The organism is Paenibacillus sp. MAH-35 (genome assembly GCF_058135425.1).
Genome location: NZ_JBYUPU010000002.1, coordinates 375936 through 392551, shown reverse-complemented (window position 1 = coordinate 392551; position 16616 = coordinate 375936). Strand labels below are relative to the sequence as shown.

General features: G+C 54.1%; 12 protein-coding genes and 2 pseudogenes. 12 read left to right on the top strand and 2 right to left on the bottom strand.

Translation table 11 applies throughout. From position 1 onward, the window contains the following. The first annotated feature begins 14 nt into the window (after positions 1–14). The 4 genes and pseudogenes from AC3Y2E_RS03340 to AC3Y2E_RS03325 all read left to right on the top strand — a co-directional run bounded on the left by AC3Y2E_RS03340 (position 15) and on the right by AC3Y2E_RS03325 (position 2671). Entirely contained in the window at positions 15–179 is a 165-nt protein-coding gene (locus AC3Y2E_RS03340) for a hypothetical protein (RefSeq protein ID WP_379207110.1), read from the top strand. Positions 180–401: 222 nt separating this feature from the next. Continuing rightward, on the top strand, positions 402–776 hold the full coding sequence (locus AC3Y2E_RS03335; protein ID WP_379207224.1) for an iron chelate uptake ABC transporter family permease subunit: 375 nt from the start codon (positions 402–404) through the stop codon (positions 774–776). Then, positions 716–1081, top strand: a pseudogene (locus tag AC3Y2E_RS03330) (ABC transporter substrate-binding protein); the annotation flags it as partial. The gene AC3Y2E_RS03335 and the pseudogene AC3Y2E_RS03330, both read left to right, overlap by 61 nt. 753 nt (positions 1082–1834) lie before the next feature. Beyond that, on the top strand, positions 1835–2671 hold the full coding sequence (locus AC3Y2E_RS03325) for an alpha/beta hydrolase fold domain-containing protein (protein ID WP_379207108.1): 837 nt from the start codon (positions 1835–1837) through the stop codon (positions 2669–2671). A gap of 379 nt (positions 2672–3050) precedes the next feature. On the opposite strand, the gene AC3Y2E_RS03320 is transcribed toward AC3Y2E_RS03325, so the two are convergent. Continuing rightward, positions 3051–3926 (bottom strand): helix-turn-helix transcriptional regulator, encoded by an 876-nt coding sequence (locus AC3Y2E_RS03320; RefSeq protein ID WP_379207106.1) that lies wholly within the window; start codon positions 3924–3926, stop codon positions 3051–3053. Positions 3927–4058: 132 nt separating this feature from the next. Between AC3Y2E_RS03320 and AC3Y2E_RS03315 the strand changes: the two genes are divergently transcribed. The 5 genes from AC3Y2E_RS03315 (at position 4059) to AC3Y2E_RS03295 (ending at position 10927) form a co-directional block, all read left to right on the top strand. Continuing rightward, positions 4059–4877, top strand: a complete 819-nt coding sequence (locus tag AC3Y2E_RS03315; RefSeq protein ID WP_379207104.1) for a phytanoyl-CoA dioxygenase family protein — start codon at positions 4059–4061, stop codon at positions 4875–4877. 880 nt (positions 4878–5757) lie between these two features. After that, positions 5758–6285, top strand: coding sequence for an accessory gene regulator ArgB-like protein (locus AC3Y2E_RS03310; protein WP_379207101.1), 528 nt, complete (start codon positions 5758–5760; stop codon positions 6283–6285). Beyond that, the gene (locus AC3Y2E_RS03305; RefSeq protein ID WP_379207099.1) at positions 6204–6401 is read left to right on the top strand and encodes a cyclic lactone autoinducer peptide; all 198 of its coding nucleotides are present in this window, start codon (positions 6204–6206) and stop codon (positions 6399–6401) included. Before AC3Y2E_RS03310 ends, AC3Y2E_RS03305 begins: the two co-directional genes overlap by 82 nt. Positions 6402–6462: 61 nt before the next feature. Continuing rightward, on the top strand, positions 6463–6849 hold the full coding sequence (locus AC3Y2E_RS03300; RefSeq protein ID WP_379207096.1) for a LytTR family transcriptional regulator DNA-binding domain-containing protein: 387 nt from the start codon (positions 6463–6465) through the stop codon (positions 6847–6849). A 460-nt stretch (positions 6850–7309) separates the two neighbouring features. After that, positions 7310–10927, top strand: a complete 3618-nt coding sequence (locus AC3Y2E_RS03295; RefSeq protein WP_379207094.1) for an S-layer homology domain-containing protein — start codon at positions 7310–7312, stop codon at positions 10925–10927. Positions 10928–11231: 304 nt separating this feature from the next. Here the strand turns inward: AC3Y2E_RS03295 and AC3Y2E_RS03290 are convergent, their stop codons facing one another. Continuing rightward, a complete protein-coding gene (locus tag AC3Y2E_RS03290; protein WP_379207092.1) occupies positions 11232–12080 on the bottom strand; it encodes a helix-turn-helix domain-containing protein in 849 nt (282 codons plus the stop codon). Positions 12081–12273: 193 nt separating this feature from the next. Here AC3Y2E_RS03290 and AC3Y2E_RS03285 point away from each other — a divergent pair, with 193 nt between their 5' ends. The 3 genes and pseudogenes from AC3Y2E_RS03285 to AC3Y2E_RS03275 all read left to right on the top strand — a co-directional run. After that, positions 12274–13590: an ABC transporter substrate-binding protein gene (locus AC3Y2E_RS03285; protein WP_379207090.1), complete on the top strand. Its 1317-nt coding sequence runs from the start codon at positions 12274–12276 to the stop codon at positions 13588–13590. Between the two features lie 153 nt (positions 13591–13743). Continuing rightward, the gene (locus AC3Y2E_RS03280) at positions 13744–16203 is read left to right on the top strand and encodes a sialidase family protein (protein WP_379207087.1); all 2460 of its coding nucleotides are present in this window, start codon (positions 13744–13746) and stop codon (positions 16201–16203) included. A 147-nt stretch (positions 16204–16350) separates the two neighbouring features. After that, a pseudogene (locus tag AC3Y2E_RS03275) lies at positions 16351–16584 on the top strand (5'-3' exonuclease); the annotation flags it as partial. Positions 16585–16616 lie beyond the last annotated feature (32 nt).

The following is a 16616-nucleotide window of genomic DNA, read 5'->3' as shown; positions in this document are numbered from 1 at the left end:
GTATGCGATCGGCAATGGAGGGATTTCCCGCTGCCGGGCTGCGGCTGGACGGGAATGTATCGCTCGGGAACGGCTTGCGTGCGGACCGCTTGGCCGTGATCGGCCGGCACATCGGTCTGTCCCGGGGCGCTCCCTCAGGCTTGGTTCCGGCTTTGCACCAAGGGCGCAACGGGCAATAGCGTCCATGTAAAACGGGCAATCGCGTATATGGCAATGAGGACGGCGCTCCTTTATATTGTTAATGAGATTGATAATCCTTATCATAAATTACTTAGTTGAGCTTGTCCGGGAGACGGAGAGGCGGAATACCGAATGGCGGTTGGAGGGGTTCATCTAGCGTGGCAAGCCTAATCACAAGCCGCAAAGCCAAACTGCTCGTGCTGCTCGCTCTCCTGACGCTTATGCTTGCCGGCATGCTGGCGAGTATGACGCTGGGCATTCAGCGGTTCAGCTTATCTGTATGGTGGGAGGCTTTATTTCATTTTAATGGGACTAACGATCACCTGATGATCCGGACTGTCAAGCTGCCGTCCGCGTTGATCGGCGCGGCAGTCGGAGCCAGTCTCGCCGTGGCGGGAGCGCTTATGCAGGTGCTGACCAAAAACCCGCTCGCTTCGCCGTCCGTGCTTGGTGTTAATGCCGGCGCGGTCCTGTTTATCGTTATGGCGATTACGGTCTGGGGCAGCGGTATGGCTCTCGGCACGCTCATCTGGATCGCTTCCAGCCCCAGGCGGTCCGCATCTACCAGAAAGATACGTTCGCAGGCGTCATCTTGAAAGATATCGGCTTGGCCCGTCCGGCGGCGCAGGACAAGGAGCAGTTCATGGAAGTGATCACGAAGGAACGGATCGCGGATATGGACGGGGACATTATGTACTATTTTAATGCGGACTACACGGATGAGAAGGGCGACACGAAAAATCAGGTAGAGTGGATGAAGGACCCGCTGTACAAAAACCTGAACGTCGCCAAAACCAACATGGCGTTTAAGGTGGAAGAGGTCATATGGAACTTGTCCGGCGGCATCCGCTCGGCGAATTTGCTGATTGACGATCTGACGAAATATGCGGATAAGCTGTAAGGCAGACAAGGGATGAGAGAAACGGACCGCAGCGGGTCCTTTTTTTGGTGTATGGAGATTTAGGATTGGAGTTGCCGGTGGATAAGGGATGCATATGGTTTGGGACCGCGGAATCACCGGTTCATCCATCGTAAAGCGGAAGCGTGACTTCCGTTATTTCCGGAACGCATACAACTTTCACACTATAGCGGAAGTTTAGTTTCCGTTAATTCGGATATTTAGGGGGATAGAGGCGGCTATGCGGCAAATAACGGAACAAAAAGTTCCGCTATGCGTCGATTTTCTGCTGCCAACAGCAAATAACGGAAACAAAACTTCCGGAAGCGGTTTGTTTCACCATACGCTCAGCCCAAGCAGTTGGTCCTTAACCGATCCATGCGTCAAACCTCCCGCTGGGTGACTGGGTGATGCCCCTACTAATTCGCGTGGTTAAGCAGCCGTTTGCAGGGGGGGAAGTATGTGACTCTTACCGGAAGGCGGCTGCTGCCGCTATGACCCGGAAGCGGCAACCGAAACCGGGCGGGCGACCGAAGCGAAGATACCTATTCCCGCTTCCCCCATGCACTAACGTGAGATTTGCCCGCTTCAATTTCCCGTAGGAATTGCTGTTCTTTTTTTCTCTCTTTTCCGAAAATAATCTCCTTTCTCTGCTATAATATAGGGGGTAAACGGCACGGCAGACGAGCAGGTTCGAACATGCCAACCGTTGCCTTCCGAACCTGCCTATCAATTTGCGAAAGGTTGAACGAACTTATGAAAGTGGTAGAGCACAAGGACGTGGCATACGGCCCGTATGAGAGAAACGTGCTGGATGCGTATCTGGTATCGCGCGAAGACGGAAAGCCGACTCCGGTATTGATTTTCTTCCATGGCGGCGGATACGTGCACGGAGACAAGTCGGTTTTTCTATCGACGGCTCTTATGAAGGAATGTCTGGAGGCCGGAATCTCCGTTGTCACGTGCAATTATCGGTTCATTACGACCGATCCGTTCCCGGCTCCGATGGAGGACGGTACGCGGGCGATCCAGTTCGTCCGGAATAAAGCTGCGGAGTGGAAGATCGATCCGGATAAGATTGCTTCGTCCGGTTCGTCGGCCGGGGGGCACATCGCCTTGTGGAATGCGCTGAAAGGAAATCTCGCGAAGCCGGACAGCGAAGATCCGGTGGAGCGGACGTCCTCGGCCGTGTGCGCCTTCATCGGATACGGCACGCAAGTGTCCAAGGACCAGCGGTTTTATGAGGGGATATACGAAGGTCCGCATATTCAGCCGAATATCGCGATGTTTTACGGCATTCCTTCGGTCGACGAGCTGTATCGTCCGGACGTACTGAAGCTGGCGGAGGAAGCGTCGGCGATTAATTTCATGTCAGAGGCGGCGCCCCCGATCGTTATGATTTACGATTTCGTGTTCGATTTGCCGCGCATTCCGGCGGAAGCGCCTGTCGGCGAAGTGATTCACCATCCGATGCACGGTTACGTGCTGAAGCAGCGGTATGACGAGTATGGCATTCCGTTCGTATTTCGCCATACGGCCGATCCGGTGCGCCCCGGCGAACTGGTCGACTTTCTGCTGGAGCATTTCGGGTAACTTTAGGAAGGATCGGGGTCGCGCTTGCGGCTTAGGCAGATTCGTTGGAGCATGGAACCCGGAGCGGAGCGGCAGGTCCGCTCCGACTATGCTCAGGTTGCTGCCGTTCCTGTTCTGGTTCCTATTTTGATTCCTGTTCTGATACCTTGTTCGTGCTCTTGCTCTTGCTCCTGTTACCGAAACCGGTACCGGCTCCGGTTCGTCAGCGCTCTGGCGAAACTTTGCCGGCCGTTCCCGGATTTTCGTATCCGCCGGCTGTATACCTCGCCATCCGATCACCGTATCGTGCCGATCTTGTCAGGACCCCGCAACCTCCGCCGGATTTCCGGACGATTCCGCTCCTCTTGTTGTCCGAGGCGACTTGCCTCAATCTCCTCCCTCACGTACCAATACTCGCCCCCTGCTGCCTAAATTCGCTTGGCGTTAGACCGGTCTCCCGTTTAAAGTGATTGCTCAAATAGTGGACGCTCGTATAGCCGAGCCGATCGGCGAGCGCTTCCAGCTTTTCGCCTCTTAGAAGCGCCTGCTTCGTTTGCCTGAGCCGCTCCTTGATCAGGTACGACTTCGGATTGGTCCCGATTTCCGAGCTGAACAGCTTGGCAAAATGGCTCGGGTGGTAACCGCACAGGCCGGCCAGCTCAGCAACCGACCAGTTTTTGCCGGGCTGGTCTCTCATAGCCCCAAGTGCGGCTTCGATCTTGCCGCTCCGCCTCGGAGTATGGCTGCGGTCGGCGAAATGCCGGATTGTAAAGGCCAGCAGCTCCATCAGCAGCGCCCGGAGCACGTACGGATAGCCAGGCTGCTCCTGCGTATATTCGTTGACGATCCGCTGCAGCAGAGGCTGCATGCCGGGAACGGTGAACCGGTGAGGCACGGTCACATGGCCGAAGCCTTCCGCATATACGCCGTACTCCTGCGCCTTGCCCGACATATCGAGCGCTGCATCGTGCCTCAGACCGCCCGCCGGGTGTACGGGAGAAGGGGAGTCGGCATGCCAGGCGAAGTGCAGGCTGTAATAGTCGGTTCCCGGGTCGGCCCGCAATATATGCGGACTGTCCGTGCCGTAGAACACGCAGTCCCCCGGATGCACCTCATACGGATCAGGTCCCAACTGCAGATCCGCTCGGCCCGACACGACATAATAAAACTGGCAGTCCGGGATCAGGCGCGGTCCCCATTGTTGGGCCGAGTCGGTAACCGATCTGGAGGCGAAATTGACGCTTGGGGTCGTGCCCCACAGATTCCCGATATTCATGCGGTTTCCTCCCCACTAGCGGCTATATGGAATAATTGCAAATAATCGGTGGGACAGTTGCAAATACACCGGAGCTGTTCTGCTATAAGCTTAGCGTGTACGGATATTCGATGTAAAGCGGGTGGGGAAGCGATGTTAACGGAAGCGCAGCTGGCGGAATTTGAAACGAACGGTTATTTGAAAGGAGCCGTCATTCTAAGCGACGACGAGGTGGAGCGGCTTCGAGAGGAATTGGACCTGGTCATCGAGGGGAAAACGGTCAGGCGCCCTGTCCTGAACCACAACATGCTCGGGAAGACGTCCCTGTACGACAACATGAAGATGAGCGTCAATGAAAAGGTTGTCCAGATCGTCAACATCTGGATGGCGAGCGATTTGTTTTTCCGGCATGCCTGTCATCCGGTGCTTACGGAGGAAATCGCCCAGCTGTGCAAAACCGGTACGGTTCGCATCTGGCACGATCAGGTCCAGTATAAGCCGCCGGTATCCGGAGGCCCGACGGGCTGGCATCAGGATCATCCGCTGTGGCCGATCATCCAGCCTGCGGATCTTGTCAGCGCCTGGGTTGCGCTCGACGATGCCGTTATCGAGAACGGCTGCATGTGGATGGTGCCGGGAAGTCACAAGTGGGGCAATCATATGAAGCATCTGGCCAGCACGAAGGAGTTCAAGCCGTCCCATAAGCAGCCGGAGCTGCTGCCCACGGACGCCGTTATCCAAGCCGTTCCGTTCGAGATCAAGAAGGGACAGGTCGGCTACCACCACTGCCTGACCTGGCACGGCAGTCCGCATAACCGCTCGCAGATGAAGCGAAGAGCGATCGCGGTGCACTACATGCCCGGACATACCCGGTATGAGCCCGCTGCGGGTCATGTCATGCACGAGTACGTCGAGGTGAAGCCAGGAGAGATACTGGCCGGGGAGCATTTTCCGGTCGTTTATAGCAAATAAATAGATAGCCGAATATCCCTGAGATCGGGTACATGTCGAACTGCGACTTCGTACCCGGTCATTTTGGGCGTTCTGTAGCTGGAAAGGAGGTGATAACGACAAAATATTGACAATATTATTATTAAAATGACAGTAAAATACCAAAAATTAACTTTAAAAATGGAAGATTCCGGTGGTATAATGAAAGCGAATACACCTTCCGATATATGCGCGCAATGGGAAATGATTCCGATAGGGGCAGTCCATATGGAAGTTATGCGGTTTCTACTTTTTTCATCATTGGAATGGCTTGCTCTGTTTATACTGACATTTGCGATGTTTAAGTTTCCGTACCGCGGATTTTGGGGTCAATTAATTTTATGTTCTTTTTTGTTGTCTTTACTTTCTTATGTTTTGTTCGATGTATTAAATATGAGACCTGTTGCGCCCGCGTTCCAATTACCTCTTGTCATTTTATGCACCTGGCAAATATTCCGCGTACATCTGTTTTATGCGGCAATAGTGACTACCTATGGTTATGTTGCCTATTCTTTTCTACAAAGCTTGTACATATTGGTTTGGAAGATATCCGGATTCACATTTGAAGAGACGCTAGCTTTACCGAACGGCTACTATCTTCAATACCTAACCATCCTATCAGCTTTAATCATTGGATGGGTTATCTATAAACGGAGATTGGGCTTTACATTTGTGCCGGATTTTGAACACGTTCGAGTCGAGTTTCGTGGTATTAATTTATGGCTCTTGGTTTTGGTTATTTTAGGGAATCTTCAAGTAGCGTCATATAGTCTTATTGCCCAAAGAAGTGTGGAGACAGTCTTTTTGTCGGGAGTGGTTTTGTTAGTGCTACTCTACTTCGCACGAAAGAAGGAGTATTCGCATGATTGAGGTTTGGGCCGGAAAGCTTGCACGGACGATTAAAAGCGCCAATGAACAACAAACGGCTCACGAAGCTGTACTCAAATATGCTCTTACAATTGTAATAAATTTTGTAATACCCGTCTGTGCCTCTTTGCTCATTGGCTGGATAACAGGTCAGTTTTTGGGTACGTTACTTTCTTTAACGGCCTTTACTCTGCTTCGTGCGGTATCGGGCGGCTTTCATTTTAAGTCGGCTAATGTTTGCATGATAGTCACAACCTGCATAATATCGATCCCTCCTCACATCACCATCCCGGGACTATGGGTTCCGGTATTTACATCAATTAGTTTTATTCTTGCAGTCTTGCTTGCACCTGCAAATATACGTGGATATGCACGAATGCCTGAGAAGTATTTTCCTATTATGAAAGTACTTTCGCTCCTCATCATTGGGTCTAATTATATATGGAGTTCTTCCCTTTTAGCAGTCGTTTTTTTCATTCAGGGTATTCTGTTGCTGCCACTAAGAAGGGAGGTGAAGTCATGACATCTTATTTGGCTAAAGCAGTATCGTATGTGCTGGAGAGAATCGCGGTCTATTTTGTACAAACGGCATCTCCGCTACACACTCACCGCCCTGAAGTACCAGAGCAATTGAAATAGTAGTCTTCATCGGCTGCCCAACTCCATGTCGGGCAGCCAATTCTCTTAACGGAGCGAATCTATGATCTATCCTGTAACGAAAGATCCCGCGAATGCCGGTGAAATCATATATTTGGATATAAAGGACGTTGTCTTTGTCGAGAGCGACAATCGTAGCGTTATTTTTCATACGATCGACGGGACATTCTATCCGTTAATTCCGAAAATCATTACGCTGGAATCGCATCTGGTTCCGATCGGATTTCGCAAGCTGGACCGGACGAATCTGGTGAATATCCACAAAATACGAGGGTTCGATGAGCATCGGGCGGTCGTTTTTTTTGAGCCTGAATTTACAAATAACAGTAAATTTGCAACAATCTCGAATTTTGAGAAAAATCAAGTCCGCAAACAGCTCCGGGAGTGGATCGACACGAACAACAAGGAAGCTTCTGACCCTTCCTCCTAGGCTGTGCCTACTCCAAACCAGAACCAACCCCTTTGTTCCAATTCTGTTCAAATGTAATAGGAGAGAATTATTTAACATAAAATGTAAAATTGTCATATGACAAAATCGTGACATCTGTCACTATCTATTCGCAAAATACTGCTATACTATGTGAAATAGGTATCAATTCCATCGCTGAATAACTAACTGAGTCAAACGAACCAAGGGGAGAGGACCGCTTCCAACCTGTCGGATTTGAGGAAGTCTTTCCGAACTGCTCCTCGTGAACTCCTTCCAGTGGGACGTTTGGCCGGTAATTGCTGCTTGTGAGACCAACTCATCGGGTAGAGCGAACCGCTCATGCTTCGATGAGTTTTGTTGGGTTCACATTTTTTTTCGTTTCAGAGCGGGGCTGTTCTGTTATCCTCCTTGCTCGGATCAACGGGATTCTCTTGCTCTATTCAGAACTTGGGGGAATGGTATGCGCAACTGCTTTCAGAAAGTATTTGTAGTGGGCCTGGCTTTGCTATTGGTTTTCCATATGATGCCCGGGGCGCTGCCGCTGGCCAATGCGGCAACGCTTGATGCGGAAGCTCCGGTCATTACCACACAGCCGCAGGACCAGTCGGTGAACGAGGGGGGCAGCGTCACCTTAAGCGTGTATGCGACTGTCAGCCAAGGAACGCTAAGTTACCAATGGTACCGGAATACGTCCCCCGTTTATGGCGGATTTGCGGTAAACGGAGCGACGAGTGCAACGCTTACGAAAACGATGGCGGGAGTCGGGGACGATTATTACTACGTCGTCGTGACGAATACGGACTTCAGCGCAACGGTAAACCAAACGTCTGTGGTAACGAGTAGCATCGTAAAAGTTACCGTTAACGCGCTGACGCATGCGGCGGCGCCGACGATTACGACGCAGCCGCAGGACCAGTCGGTGAACGAGGGGGGCAGCGTCACCTTAAGCGTGTATGCGAGTGTCAGCCAAGGAACGCTAAGTTACCAATGGTACCGGAATACGTCCCCCGTTTATGGCGGATTTGCGGTAAACGGAGCGACGAGTGCAACGCTTACGAAAACGATGGCTGGGGTCGGAGACGATTATTACTATGTGGTCGTGACGAATACGGACTCGGCCGCGACGGGCAACAAGACGTCCACAGCAACGAGCGGCCTCGCCAAAGTAACCGTTAACGCGCTGACGCATGCGGCCGCGCCGACGATTACGACGCAGCCGCAGGACCAGTCGGTGAACGAGGGGGGCAGCGTCACCTTAAGCGTGTATGCGACTGTCAGCCAAGGAACGCTAAGTTACCAATGGTACCGGAATACGTCCCCCGTTTATGGCGGATTTGCGGTAAATGGAGCGACGAGTGCAACGCTAACGAAAACGATGGCCGGGGTCGGAGACGATTATTACTATGTGATCGTGACGAATACGGACTCGGCCGCGACGGGCAACAAGATGTCCACAGCAACGAGCGGCCTCGCCAAAGTAACCGTTAACGCGCTGACGCATGCGGCCGCGCCGACGATTACGACGCAGCCGCAAGGCCGGACGTTAAACGAGGGCGACAGCTACTCCTTGAATGCGGCGGCCACCGTCAGCCAAGGGGTGCTCAGCTATCAGTGGTACCGCAATTCCGTGAACGATACGAATGGAGCGGCGCCAGTCCTGGGTGCGACAAGCAGCAGTTACCTCGTCCCGACACCGGGCGGTGCGGAAGGTTACTTCTATGTAATGGTGACGAACACCGACTCGAGCGCTACCGGAAGACAGACGGAAACGGCCGTGAGCGACGTTGTCAAGATCACGGTCATTCCGGTTCCGAAAGCGGCGAATGCCGCCGGGAACAGCTTGACGGCTTCCCGGACGACCGTATGGGCAGGAGAGACGGTTATGCTGCAGGCGACCGGCGATCGTCAGGATATGCCGGGAACGACGGCCGGCGACGAACGTTACATTCCAACGGGCTGGTCCTCGACGGACGGTACGTCCGGAACATTCCATTTGAACGCCAACCGCTATCTGGCTTCCTATACGACCGGATCAGAAGGCAATCATACCGTGACTGCGGCCTTTCAGAAGCAAACGTGGAACGGATCGGCATGGACGAATGCAGCCGGTTCGACCGATTCGAAGACGGCGGGTATCACAGTGAACGCGTTACCGACCTATACGATCGAGGCCATTGGCAACCAGACGGCTGCGGTATTGAAGCAAGGCTATACAGCCGGCACGCAGGAGAGCAAATCGATCGGGATCAAGAACACCGGCAACGCGAATTTGGTCAATCTCCGTGCGGTGTTCAGCGGCGGGAACAGCAGCGATTTTGTACTCACACAGCCTGCATCGACGCTGAATAGCGGAGCGTCCACCAGCTTTACGGTGCAAGCGAAGGACGGTTTGGCGGCAGGCATGTATACGGCAACGGTTACCGTTATGGCGAACAGTATGACGAATGTGACGTTTACCGTCACCCAGCAGGTGAACCCGGATACGCCGGCGGCGCCGACGGGCGTTCAGGCTGTTGCCGGTGACGGGCAAGCCACCCTTACCTTTACTCCTCCAACGGACGACGGGGGCAGTGCCATTACCGGGTATGAGGTAATCGTATCGCCGGGAGGACGTATCGTAACGGGAGCTTCCAGCCCGATTACGATCACGGGTTTGTCCAACGATACGAGCTATACGTTTGCGGTACGGGCATTGAATAGCGCGGGTGAAGGTACGCTTTCGGCCGCATCCAATGCTGTCGTGCCGACTTCGTCTTCTAGTGAAGAAAGTCCGGCTCAGGAGGAGACCGTTACATCCGTTACGCCTCCGGTCGGGGAGCCGAAAGGGAAGGGAGCGACGATCCTTGTCAACGGCAAGCCGGAACAGGCGGGTATCGTAGAGACTACGGTCCGTAACGGTCAGACCGTTCTAACGATAACGCTTGATCCGAAAAGTCTGGAGAACGAGCTGACGACGGAACAACGGCCGATCATCACCCTATCCGTGGACGGGAAACCTGGTGTAGTCATCGGCGAACTGAACGGCCAATTGGTGAGAACGTTGGCGAACCGGCAGGCCGTAATCGAGATCCGAACCGGCCGGACGACGTATATCCTGCCTGTGGAACGTCTCGGTATCGATGCCCTGTCGGCTGAGATCGGGGAGACGGTTGCTATGGAGGATATCCGGATTCAGATCGAAATTTCCGAGCCTGCGGCGGAGATGCTGCAAGTTGTGGAAGCGGCGGCCGCTCAAGGAGGCTTCCACCTGGTACTGCCGCCGATCGACTATACGATCAGAGCCGTACATGGTGACAGTTCGATCCCGGTATCGTCCTTCGACGCGTATGTGGAGCGGCAGATTGCCCTGCCTGACGGCGTCGACCCGAATAAGATCACTACGGCAGTCGTTATCGGCCCGGATGGAAAGGTCCGTCACGTGCCTACCCGAATCGTGGTGAAGGACGGCAAGTATTATGCGGTGATCCGCAGCTTGACCAACAGCACCTATGCGCTGATCTGGAATCCGTTGGAGTTCGAGGATGCGGCCAACCATTGGGCGATAGCCGCGGTCAACGATATGGGGTCGCGGTTGATCGTGAGCGGAGTCGGCGGCAACCGGTTTCGTCCGGATCAAGATATTACGCGTGCGGAGTTTGCCGCCATCATGGTCCGGGGGCTGGGAATAGAGCAAGGAAAGGATGACGCATCCTTTACAGACGTAACTGCAGCTTCGTGGTACAGCGGTGCGGTTCAGACGGCATATGGGCACGATCTGATTAGCGGGTTCGAAGACGGTTCGTTCCGCCCGGATGACAAGATCACCCGGGAACAAGCGATGGTCATAATTGCGAAAGCGATGGAACTTACCGGTCTAGCCGAATCGGTTTCGTCCGCCGATCCGGAGCAGTTGCTGAAGCCATTTATCGATACAGAGGATGTGTCGGAATGGGCGAGAAGCGGGGTAACAGCCGGATTGCAGGCGGGAATCGTGACCGGCAGAGACGGCGGCCTGTTGGCGCCTCAGGCGTTTATCTCCAAAGCGGAGGCGGCTGTTATCGTTCGGCGGCTTCTGCAGAAATCCGAATTAATCGACTAAAGTTCTAAAAGAGGTATCCTGCAACCGACTATGGTTTTAGGGTACCTCTTTTTTCTATCTTATTAACAACAAGCTCCCTCTTACGCAGGGTCATGCAGTCTTTGGTTAAGGCCTGCTTGTCACTCCTATTCGGCCTAATCGGAGATATCAATATGCAGCAAAACCGAATCAATCCGGCAGAAGAAAGCGGCTGAAGAAACAACTATAATGACCCTAGACAGTCGGTTACGCCATAAGCGGCGGCGATGAGCAAAGTCTGGGGCACGTAAAAAGGAGGAGATGCAGTTACAACAATCTCAGCGGTTCATATCTGTTGCTTGTTTCTTCTGTAGACATTGGGGGACATTCCGTATTGCTTGCAAAACAACGTATAGAAGTAGCTCAGGGAGTTGAAGCCGATGTCGAAACAAATCGCGGCGATCTCGTCCGTGCTGACCGTTAGCCTACTCGCTGCAGCCCGAAGCCGTCTTTCATTGATCCACTCCGTTGGCGTCTTACCGAGGTGCTTTTTCATCGTGCGGCACAGATGCTCCGTGCTGACGGGGGACAATCGCTGCATTCTCGTCAGTCCTTCGGCAAGACTGTTCTCGTTGTCCATCTCCTCCAGCAATTCAGAGAGCCATCTCGGCCCTGTCATGTCCGTCTGCTCCATCTGCGGGTAGAAGAAACGGAGCAGCATCTCCATCAGGAAGGCTCGGACCGGAGTCGTATCGGTGGATGGGGAATGGGTGAGCATCGCGACAGTTCGTTTGTACAAGCCGAGCGTCTGCTCTATATCCTCGGGCGACACGGATAGCATCGGAGGCAACGGGGACTCATTAAACCGCTCCGATTTGAAGCCCGAGCCGAGATAATCGAAAGCGTGCATGATGGTGCTCGCACGGAAATTGACGTTCATGTAGCAAATGTCGCCGCTTCCGTTTTTCTCGAAGCTGTGAACGTCATGCGGTCTGACGAAGGCCATGGTCCCCGCCGGAAGCACCTGTCTGATGTTGTTGACGACGTGCGTGACGGTGCCGGCTGCAACCAAGAAAATTTCGTAGAAATCGTGAGTATGCGGAATCGACCAGTAACCGAATCTGGGCGGCAAGGCGAAGCGGGCGTCTTCATAAGGCTCCATAATGTGCTGTGTGTGTAAAGTAAGAATGGACATACGGTCCCCCCTTGTTACAAGATCACGTTCCATTTATTCCGATTATATGGAACGGTTACCTGCAATTCAACTGTTTTTAAAGTGCTCTGTAAGCGTTGTCCTCCGTTGCCGTGCGGCGGAACAGACCGTTCGCACCGTGATCTCTTCATGCAAGGATGGTGCTAACTGAAAAGTAAAGGGGAGAATCTTAACAATGTCTTTTGTAAAAACCATATTCGTTTCCTGCTTTGCCGCCCTGCTGATTCTGGCCGCGACGGGCTGCTCCAGTTCCGGAAAAGGGACGAACGATCCATCCGTCCAGACAAATGAAGCGGCAAAGCCGGTCACCTTGACTATGTATTTCAAATGCTTTGCCGTAAGCGACGACGATTTTGCCCGGGATTTCGCCGGTCCTGTCTCCCGAAAATATCCGCATATTACTCTTCAGAAGATCGACTGTACGGACGCCAACCAGTTCAATCAGATGATCGTCGCGAAGGAGTTGCCGGATATTATCGACGATGGTATTACGAATATGCCGATTCTGCTCGATATGGATGTGCCAACCGATTTGAACGAGCTGGTCCGCAAGTACGAATTCGACCTTGGTGCGATTACGCCGCAAATATTGCAATTTTTCAAGCAGTTTGGACAGAACGGGGAGTTGTACAGTCTGCCGAGAACGCAAAACGTATTCGCCACCTACTATAACAAAGACCTGTTCGACAAGTTCGGCGTGGCCTATCCGGTCGACGGCATGACCTGGGATCAATATATCGAGCTGGCGAAGAGGCTGACCGTCGTTGAGAGGGATAGCCGCTACTACGGCTTGCAGATGGGCTATTTCAACCGGCTGCAAACCCAGCTGTCGCTCCCTTTCACCGATCCGGCTACAGGCAAGGCGCTGATCCAGCAGCATGAGGGCTGGCGCAGCATGTTTAGCGTCTTTCAGACCATCTTCAGCATACCGAACAATCGTCCGCCCTCCGCAGGCGTGCTGTATCATGGGTTGAACCGGTTTACGAAGGACCGTAATGTCGCGATTTTACCCGACATCTTCATCGGTCAGGCGATGGATCAATTCAACAAAGAAGGCATCGGCTGGGATATCGCTTCCTTCCCCGTTTTCGCCGACAAGCCCAAGACGGGCATCGGGGTATTCGCCAACGGCTTCGTCATTCCAAAGACGAGCAAGCACAAGGAAGAAGCGTTCCAGGCAATCGCACACCTGCTGTCGCCGGAGGTTCAGGCCGAAGCGACCCGAAACGGGAATATGACGGTACTGGATCGCAAGGATATCAAGCAGAATTTTCTGGCAAACTCTGCGGTCTACCGCGGCAAAAACATTCCGGCGTTTTATTACAACAACGTAGCCGAGCCGTATATTACTACGAAATATGATCTGGTCGCCTCCAACGCGTACACCGAGGCGCTGCGCCAATTCATCTTCGGTAGTAAAGACCTGAACACCGTACTGCGCGAGGCGGAAGAGGCGGCCAACAAGGCAATCGCATCCGAAAGGGCTAAGTAGGCCGTGAAACGGGGACCGGGCCTTCGACTGGTCGTGCTCGCGGCGCTGGTTGCGTTGATCCTGGTGTATGGCACCGTATGGTTCTACAGGCTGACAGCCAATCCATCCGTCTCCCGGACGGACCCCATTCCCTATCAAAAGGAGGCAAACGATATGAAAGACCGAACGGCTGATTACGCCAACATGCTGGTGTCGGAAGTGAACGAGTTGAAAGCAAGTACCCGCATCTTTCTAAGCTCCCCCAGTCTGCTGCGGCTGGACGATGGCAGCTTGCTCGTTACCCACGATTATTCCGGACCGAATTCGCCTCATCGCAAAACGTCGGTGTATCGTTCGACCGACAACGGCAGAACGTGGGAGCATCTCGTTATGTTGGACGGCATTTACTGGGCCAGCCTGTTTGCGCACGCGGGAAGTGTCTATTTGCTCGGGACGTCCGGCCCGCTCGAATCGATCGTCATCCGCAAAAGCGACGACGGGGGAACGTCCTGGACGACGGCTGACGATGCGAGCAGCGGTCTGCTGTTTCCGGGCGGCAGCACCGGCTCCTCGGCTTACCATACGGCCCCCACGCCTGTCCTGCGGGCGAATGGCCGCCTGTACAAAGCGTTCGAGAGCAACAAACCTTACGTTTGGCCGCAAAATTTCAAGGCGCTGGTCATCTCCGCCCCCGAGCACTCCGACCTGCTTGATGCGGCCAGCTGGACAAAAACGAACGAACTTGCCTTCAATCCGGCCTGGCTGCCGCCAGCTTGGTCGGCCAGCCGGCCCGGATGGCTGGAGGGCAATATGGTGCAAGCGCCGAACGGGGACATCCTGAACGTGATTCGTCTCAATTCCGAACCCGTCGTGGATAAGGCGGCTGTCATCCATCTATCCTCGGACAACGCCAACATCAGCTTCGATCCTGCCGAAGGATTCATCGATTTTCCCGGCGGCATGCACAAATTCACCATACGCTATGATGCGGAGAGCCGCTTGTATGCCGCACTTGTCAACGACAACAGTTACCCGTTCGCCGTTCAGCAGCGAAACCGGCTGTCGCTGTATACGTCGTCCGACCTGCTTCACTGGAACTTCGCCAAGCTGCTGATCCGTGACGATTCGCAGCTGCCGGTCCCCTACTCGATCGCAAAGGTCGGCTTCCAGTACGCGGATTGGCACTGGGACGGCGACGATATTATCTTCGTCGCCCGCACATCCTATGACGGCGCCGACACGTACCATAACGCTAACCGGATCACGTTCCATCGGCTGAAGAATGCGCGGTATGCTTTGGATTTGCCGCACGGCTATTGGAAATTCGACGATATAACGGGCACGGCCGCTACGGACAGCTCGACGTACGAGGCGCACGGAACGGTTCAGGGGGCGGCTTGGACGGATGGCTACCGGAACGGTGGGCTTCATTTCGACGGCGTGGATGACCATGTGCTTTTGCCCAATACGCTGGTGACGAATTTGCAGGGGGCGCCGGCCGTTACGATCGCAGGCTGGTTTCGAAACGACAGTCTGCCCCCGCCCGGGCAAACGGGCAACTGGCTGCTCGGCGTCCCTGTCGGGCAGACATCGGCGGGGGCCGAAGTATGGATGGTCGGAAACCGGATACGCGTAGGAGGAAGGAGCACGCCGAACGAAGACTATAAGTACGCGGACTTTCCGTTCACGATCTCCGGAGAGTGGCATCACGCTGCCGGGGTGATCGATTATGAGCATAACGTTATCCGGCTGTATCTGGACGGAATAGAGCAGAAGCCGCTGTCCGGCAAGACACCGGTATTCGGCAGCCGCTCCTTCGCGCCGCAAATGCCCGGATATGCTTCCACGATAGGCAGCAGCCCATTCGGCGGCGGTTTTTTCGCAGGGGTGCTTGACGAGATGAGCATTTACGGCAGAGCCCTCGACCCGCGCGAAATCCGGCATCTTGTCTATGACGGACTGGCGGGCTATTGGCCGCTGGATGGAGCGTCGACGGGCCTGCATTCCGATCTTTCCAGCTTCGGCAATGACGCTAAGCGAATGGGCGGTGCCGGTATCCCGGGCTACCCGGAACGCGGAGTGAGACTGGACGGCGTCATGGACTACGCCGCTCTCGGCTACAAGCCGTCCGCCGGGCTGAACGGCGCCCCTGCTATTACGATAGCCGGCTGGTTCCGTGACGGAAACGTAGCCGATTCGAACCCGAAGTGGCTGTTCGGCACTCGGATTCACGGCGCAACCGCAGGCGCGGAAATGACCTTGACGGCAACAGCCATCCGCGTTGCCGGCAGAAGCGACAGCGCCGACAGTTTCCAGACGAAATCGTTCCCGTACGTCCGCGATTCGGAATGGCATCATGCCGTCGGCATTCTCGACTTCGCAGGCAATGCGATCCGGCTGTATGTGGACGGCGTCGAGCTGTCGCCGTCAGACGGTGGTTCCGTCTCCTTCCGCAGCCGTTCATACAAGCGACTAGTGCCTTCGCAAGCGGACTCGATCGGCCGTAGCCCCGGCGATAACGGATATTTCGGGGGCGAGTTGGGCCACTTCTTCGTCTTCGGCAAGACACTGTCGCCGAAGGAAATCGAATTTATGTACCAAAGCCAGAAGCGACGGTTCTACGAAGTACCTTGAGGCGTGTACCGTTTTCCAGCGGCATCCTACTATCGGAAATGTCTAAATCCATATCTTTATAGATCGCGCAGTCAATGTTTCCTTTACCCTGCCTGCCAGTATGCTATAATTGGCGAGAGTGCTAGTGGGACAAGGAGAGTTGAGAGAATGACCGATCGTAAAGTGCTGCTGGTCGACGGAATGGCGTTATTGTTTCGGGCCTATTATGCCAGCTCGTACAGCGGCTATATTAAGCGGACAAGTGCCGGATTGCCAACCAATGCCGTGCACGGATTCGTCAAATATTTGATGGATGCCGTCAAGCGGTTCCGCCCGACACATGTCGTCTGCTGCTGGGATATGGGGAGTACTACATTTCGAACTGAACAATATTCCCTTTATATACCCGATTGAAAATGGGATTATTTGAATCG

Bases quoted from the DNA above. Each gene is read 5' to 3' on its own strand.
- AC3Y2E_RS03340 (WP_379207110.1), top strand. From the start codon at position 15: ATGGAGGGATTTCCCGCTGCCGGGCTGCGGCTGGACGGGAATGTATCG.
- AC3Y2E_RS03335 (WP_379207224.1), top strand. From the start codon at position 402: ATGCTTGCCGGCATGCTGGCGAGTATGACGCTGGGCATTCAGCGGTTC.
- AC3Y2E_RS03325 (WP_379207108.1), top strand. From the start codon at position 1,835: ATGAAAGTGGTAGAGCACAAGGACGTGGCATACGGCCCGTATGAGAGA.
- AC3Y2E_RS03320 (WP_379207106.1), bottom strand. From the start codon at position 3,926: ATGAATATCGGGAATCTGTGGGGCACGACCCCAAGCGTCAATTTCGCC.
- AC3Y2E_RS03315 (WP_379207104.1), top strand. From the start codon at position 4,059: ATGTTAACGGAAGCGCAGCTGGCGGAATTTGAAACGAACGGTTATTTG.
- AC3Y2E_RS03310 (WP_379207101.1), top strand. From the start codon at position 5,758: ATGATTGAGGTTTGGGCCGGAAAGCTTGCACGGACGATTAAAAGCGCC.
- AC3Y2E_RS03305 (WP_379207099.1), top strand. From the start codon at position 6,204: ATGGAGTTCTTCCCTTTTAGCAGTCGTTTTTTTCATTCAGGGTATTCT.
- AC3Y2E_RS03300 (WP_379207096.1), top strand. From the start codon at position 6,463: ATGATCTATCCTGTAACGAAAGATCCCGCGAATGCCGGTGAAATCATA.
- AC3Y2E_RS03295 (WP_379207094.1), top strand. From the start codon at position 7,310: ATGCGCAACTGCTTTCAGAAAGTATTTGTAGTGGGCCTGGCTTTGCTA.
- AC3Y2E_RS03290 (WP_379207092.1), bottom strand. From the start codon at position 12,080: ATGTCCATTCTTACTTTACACACACAGCACATTATGGAGCCTTATGAA.
- AC3Y2E_RS03285 (WP_379207090.1), top strand. From the start codon at position 12,274: ATGTCTTTTGTAAAAACCATATTCGTTTCCTGCTTTGCCGCCCTGCTG.
- AC3Y2E_RS03280 (WP_379207087.1), top strand. From the start codon at position 13,744: ATGAAAGACCGAACGGCTGATTACGCCAACATGCTGGTGTCGGAAGTG.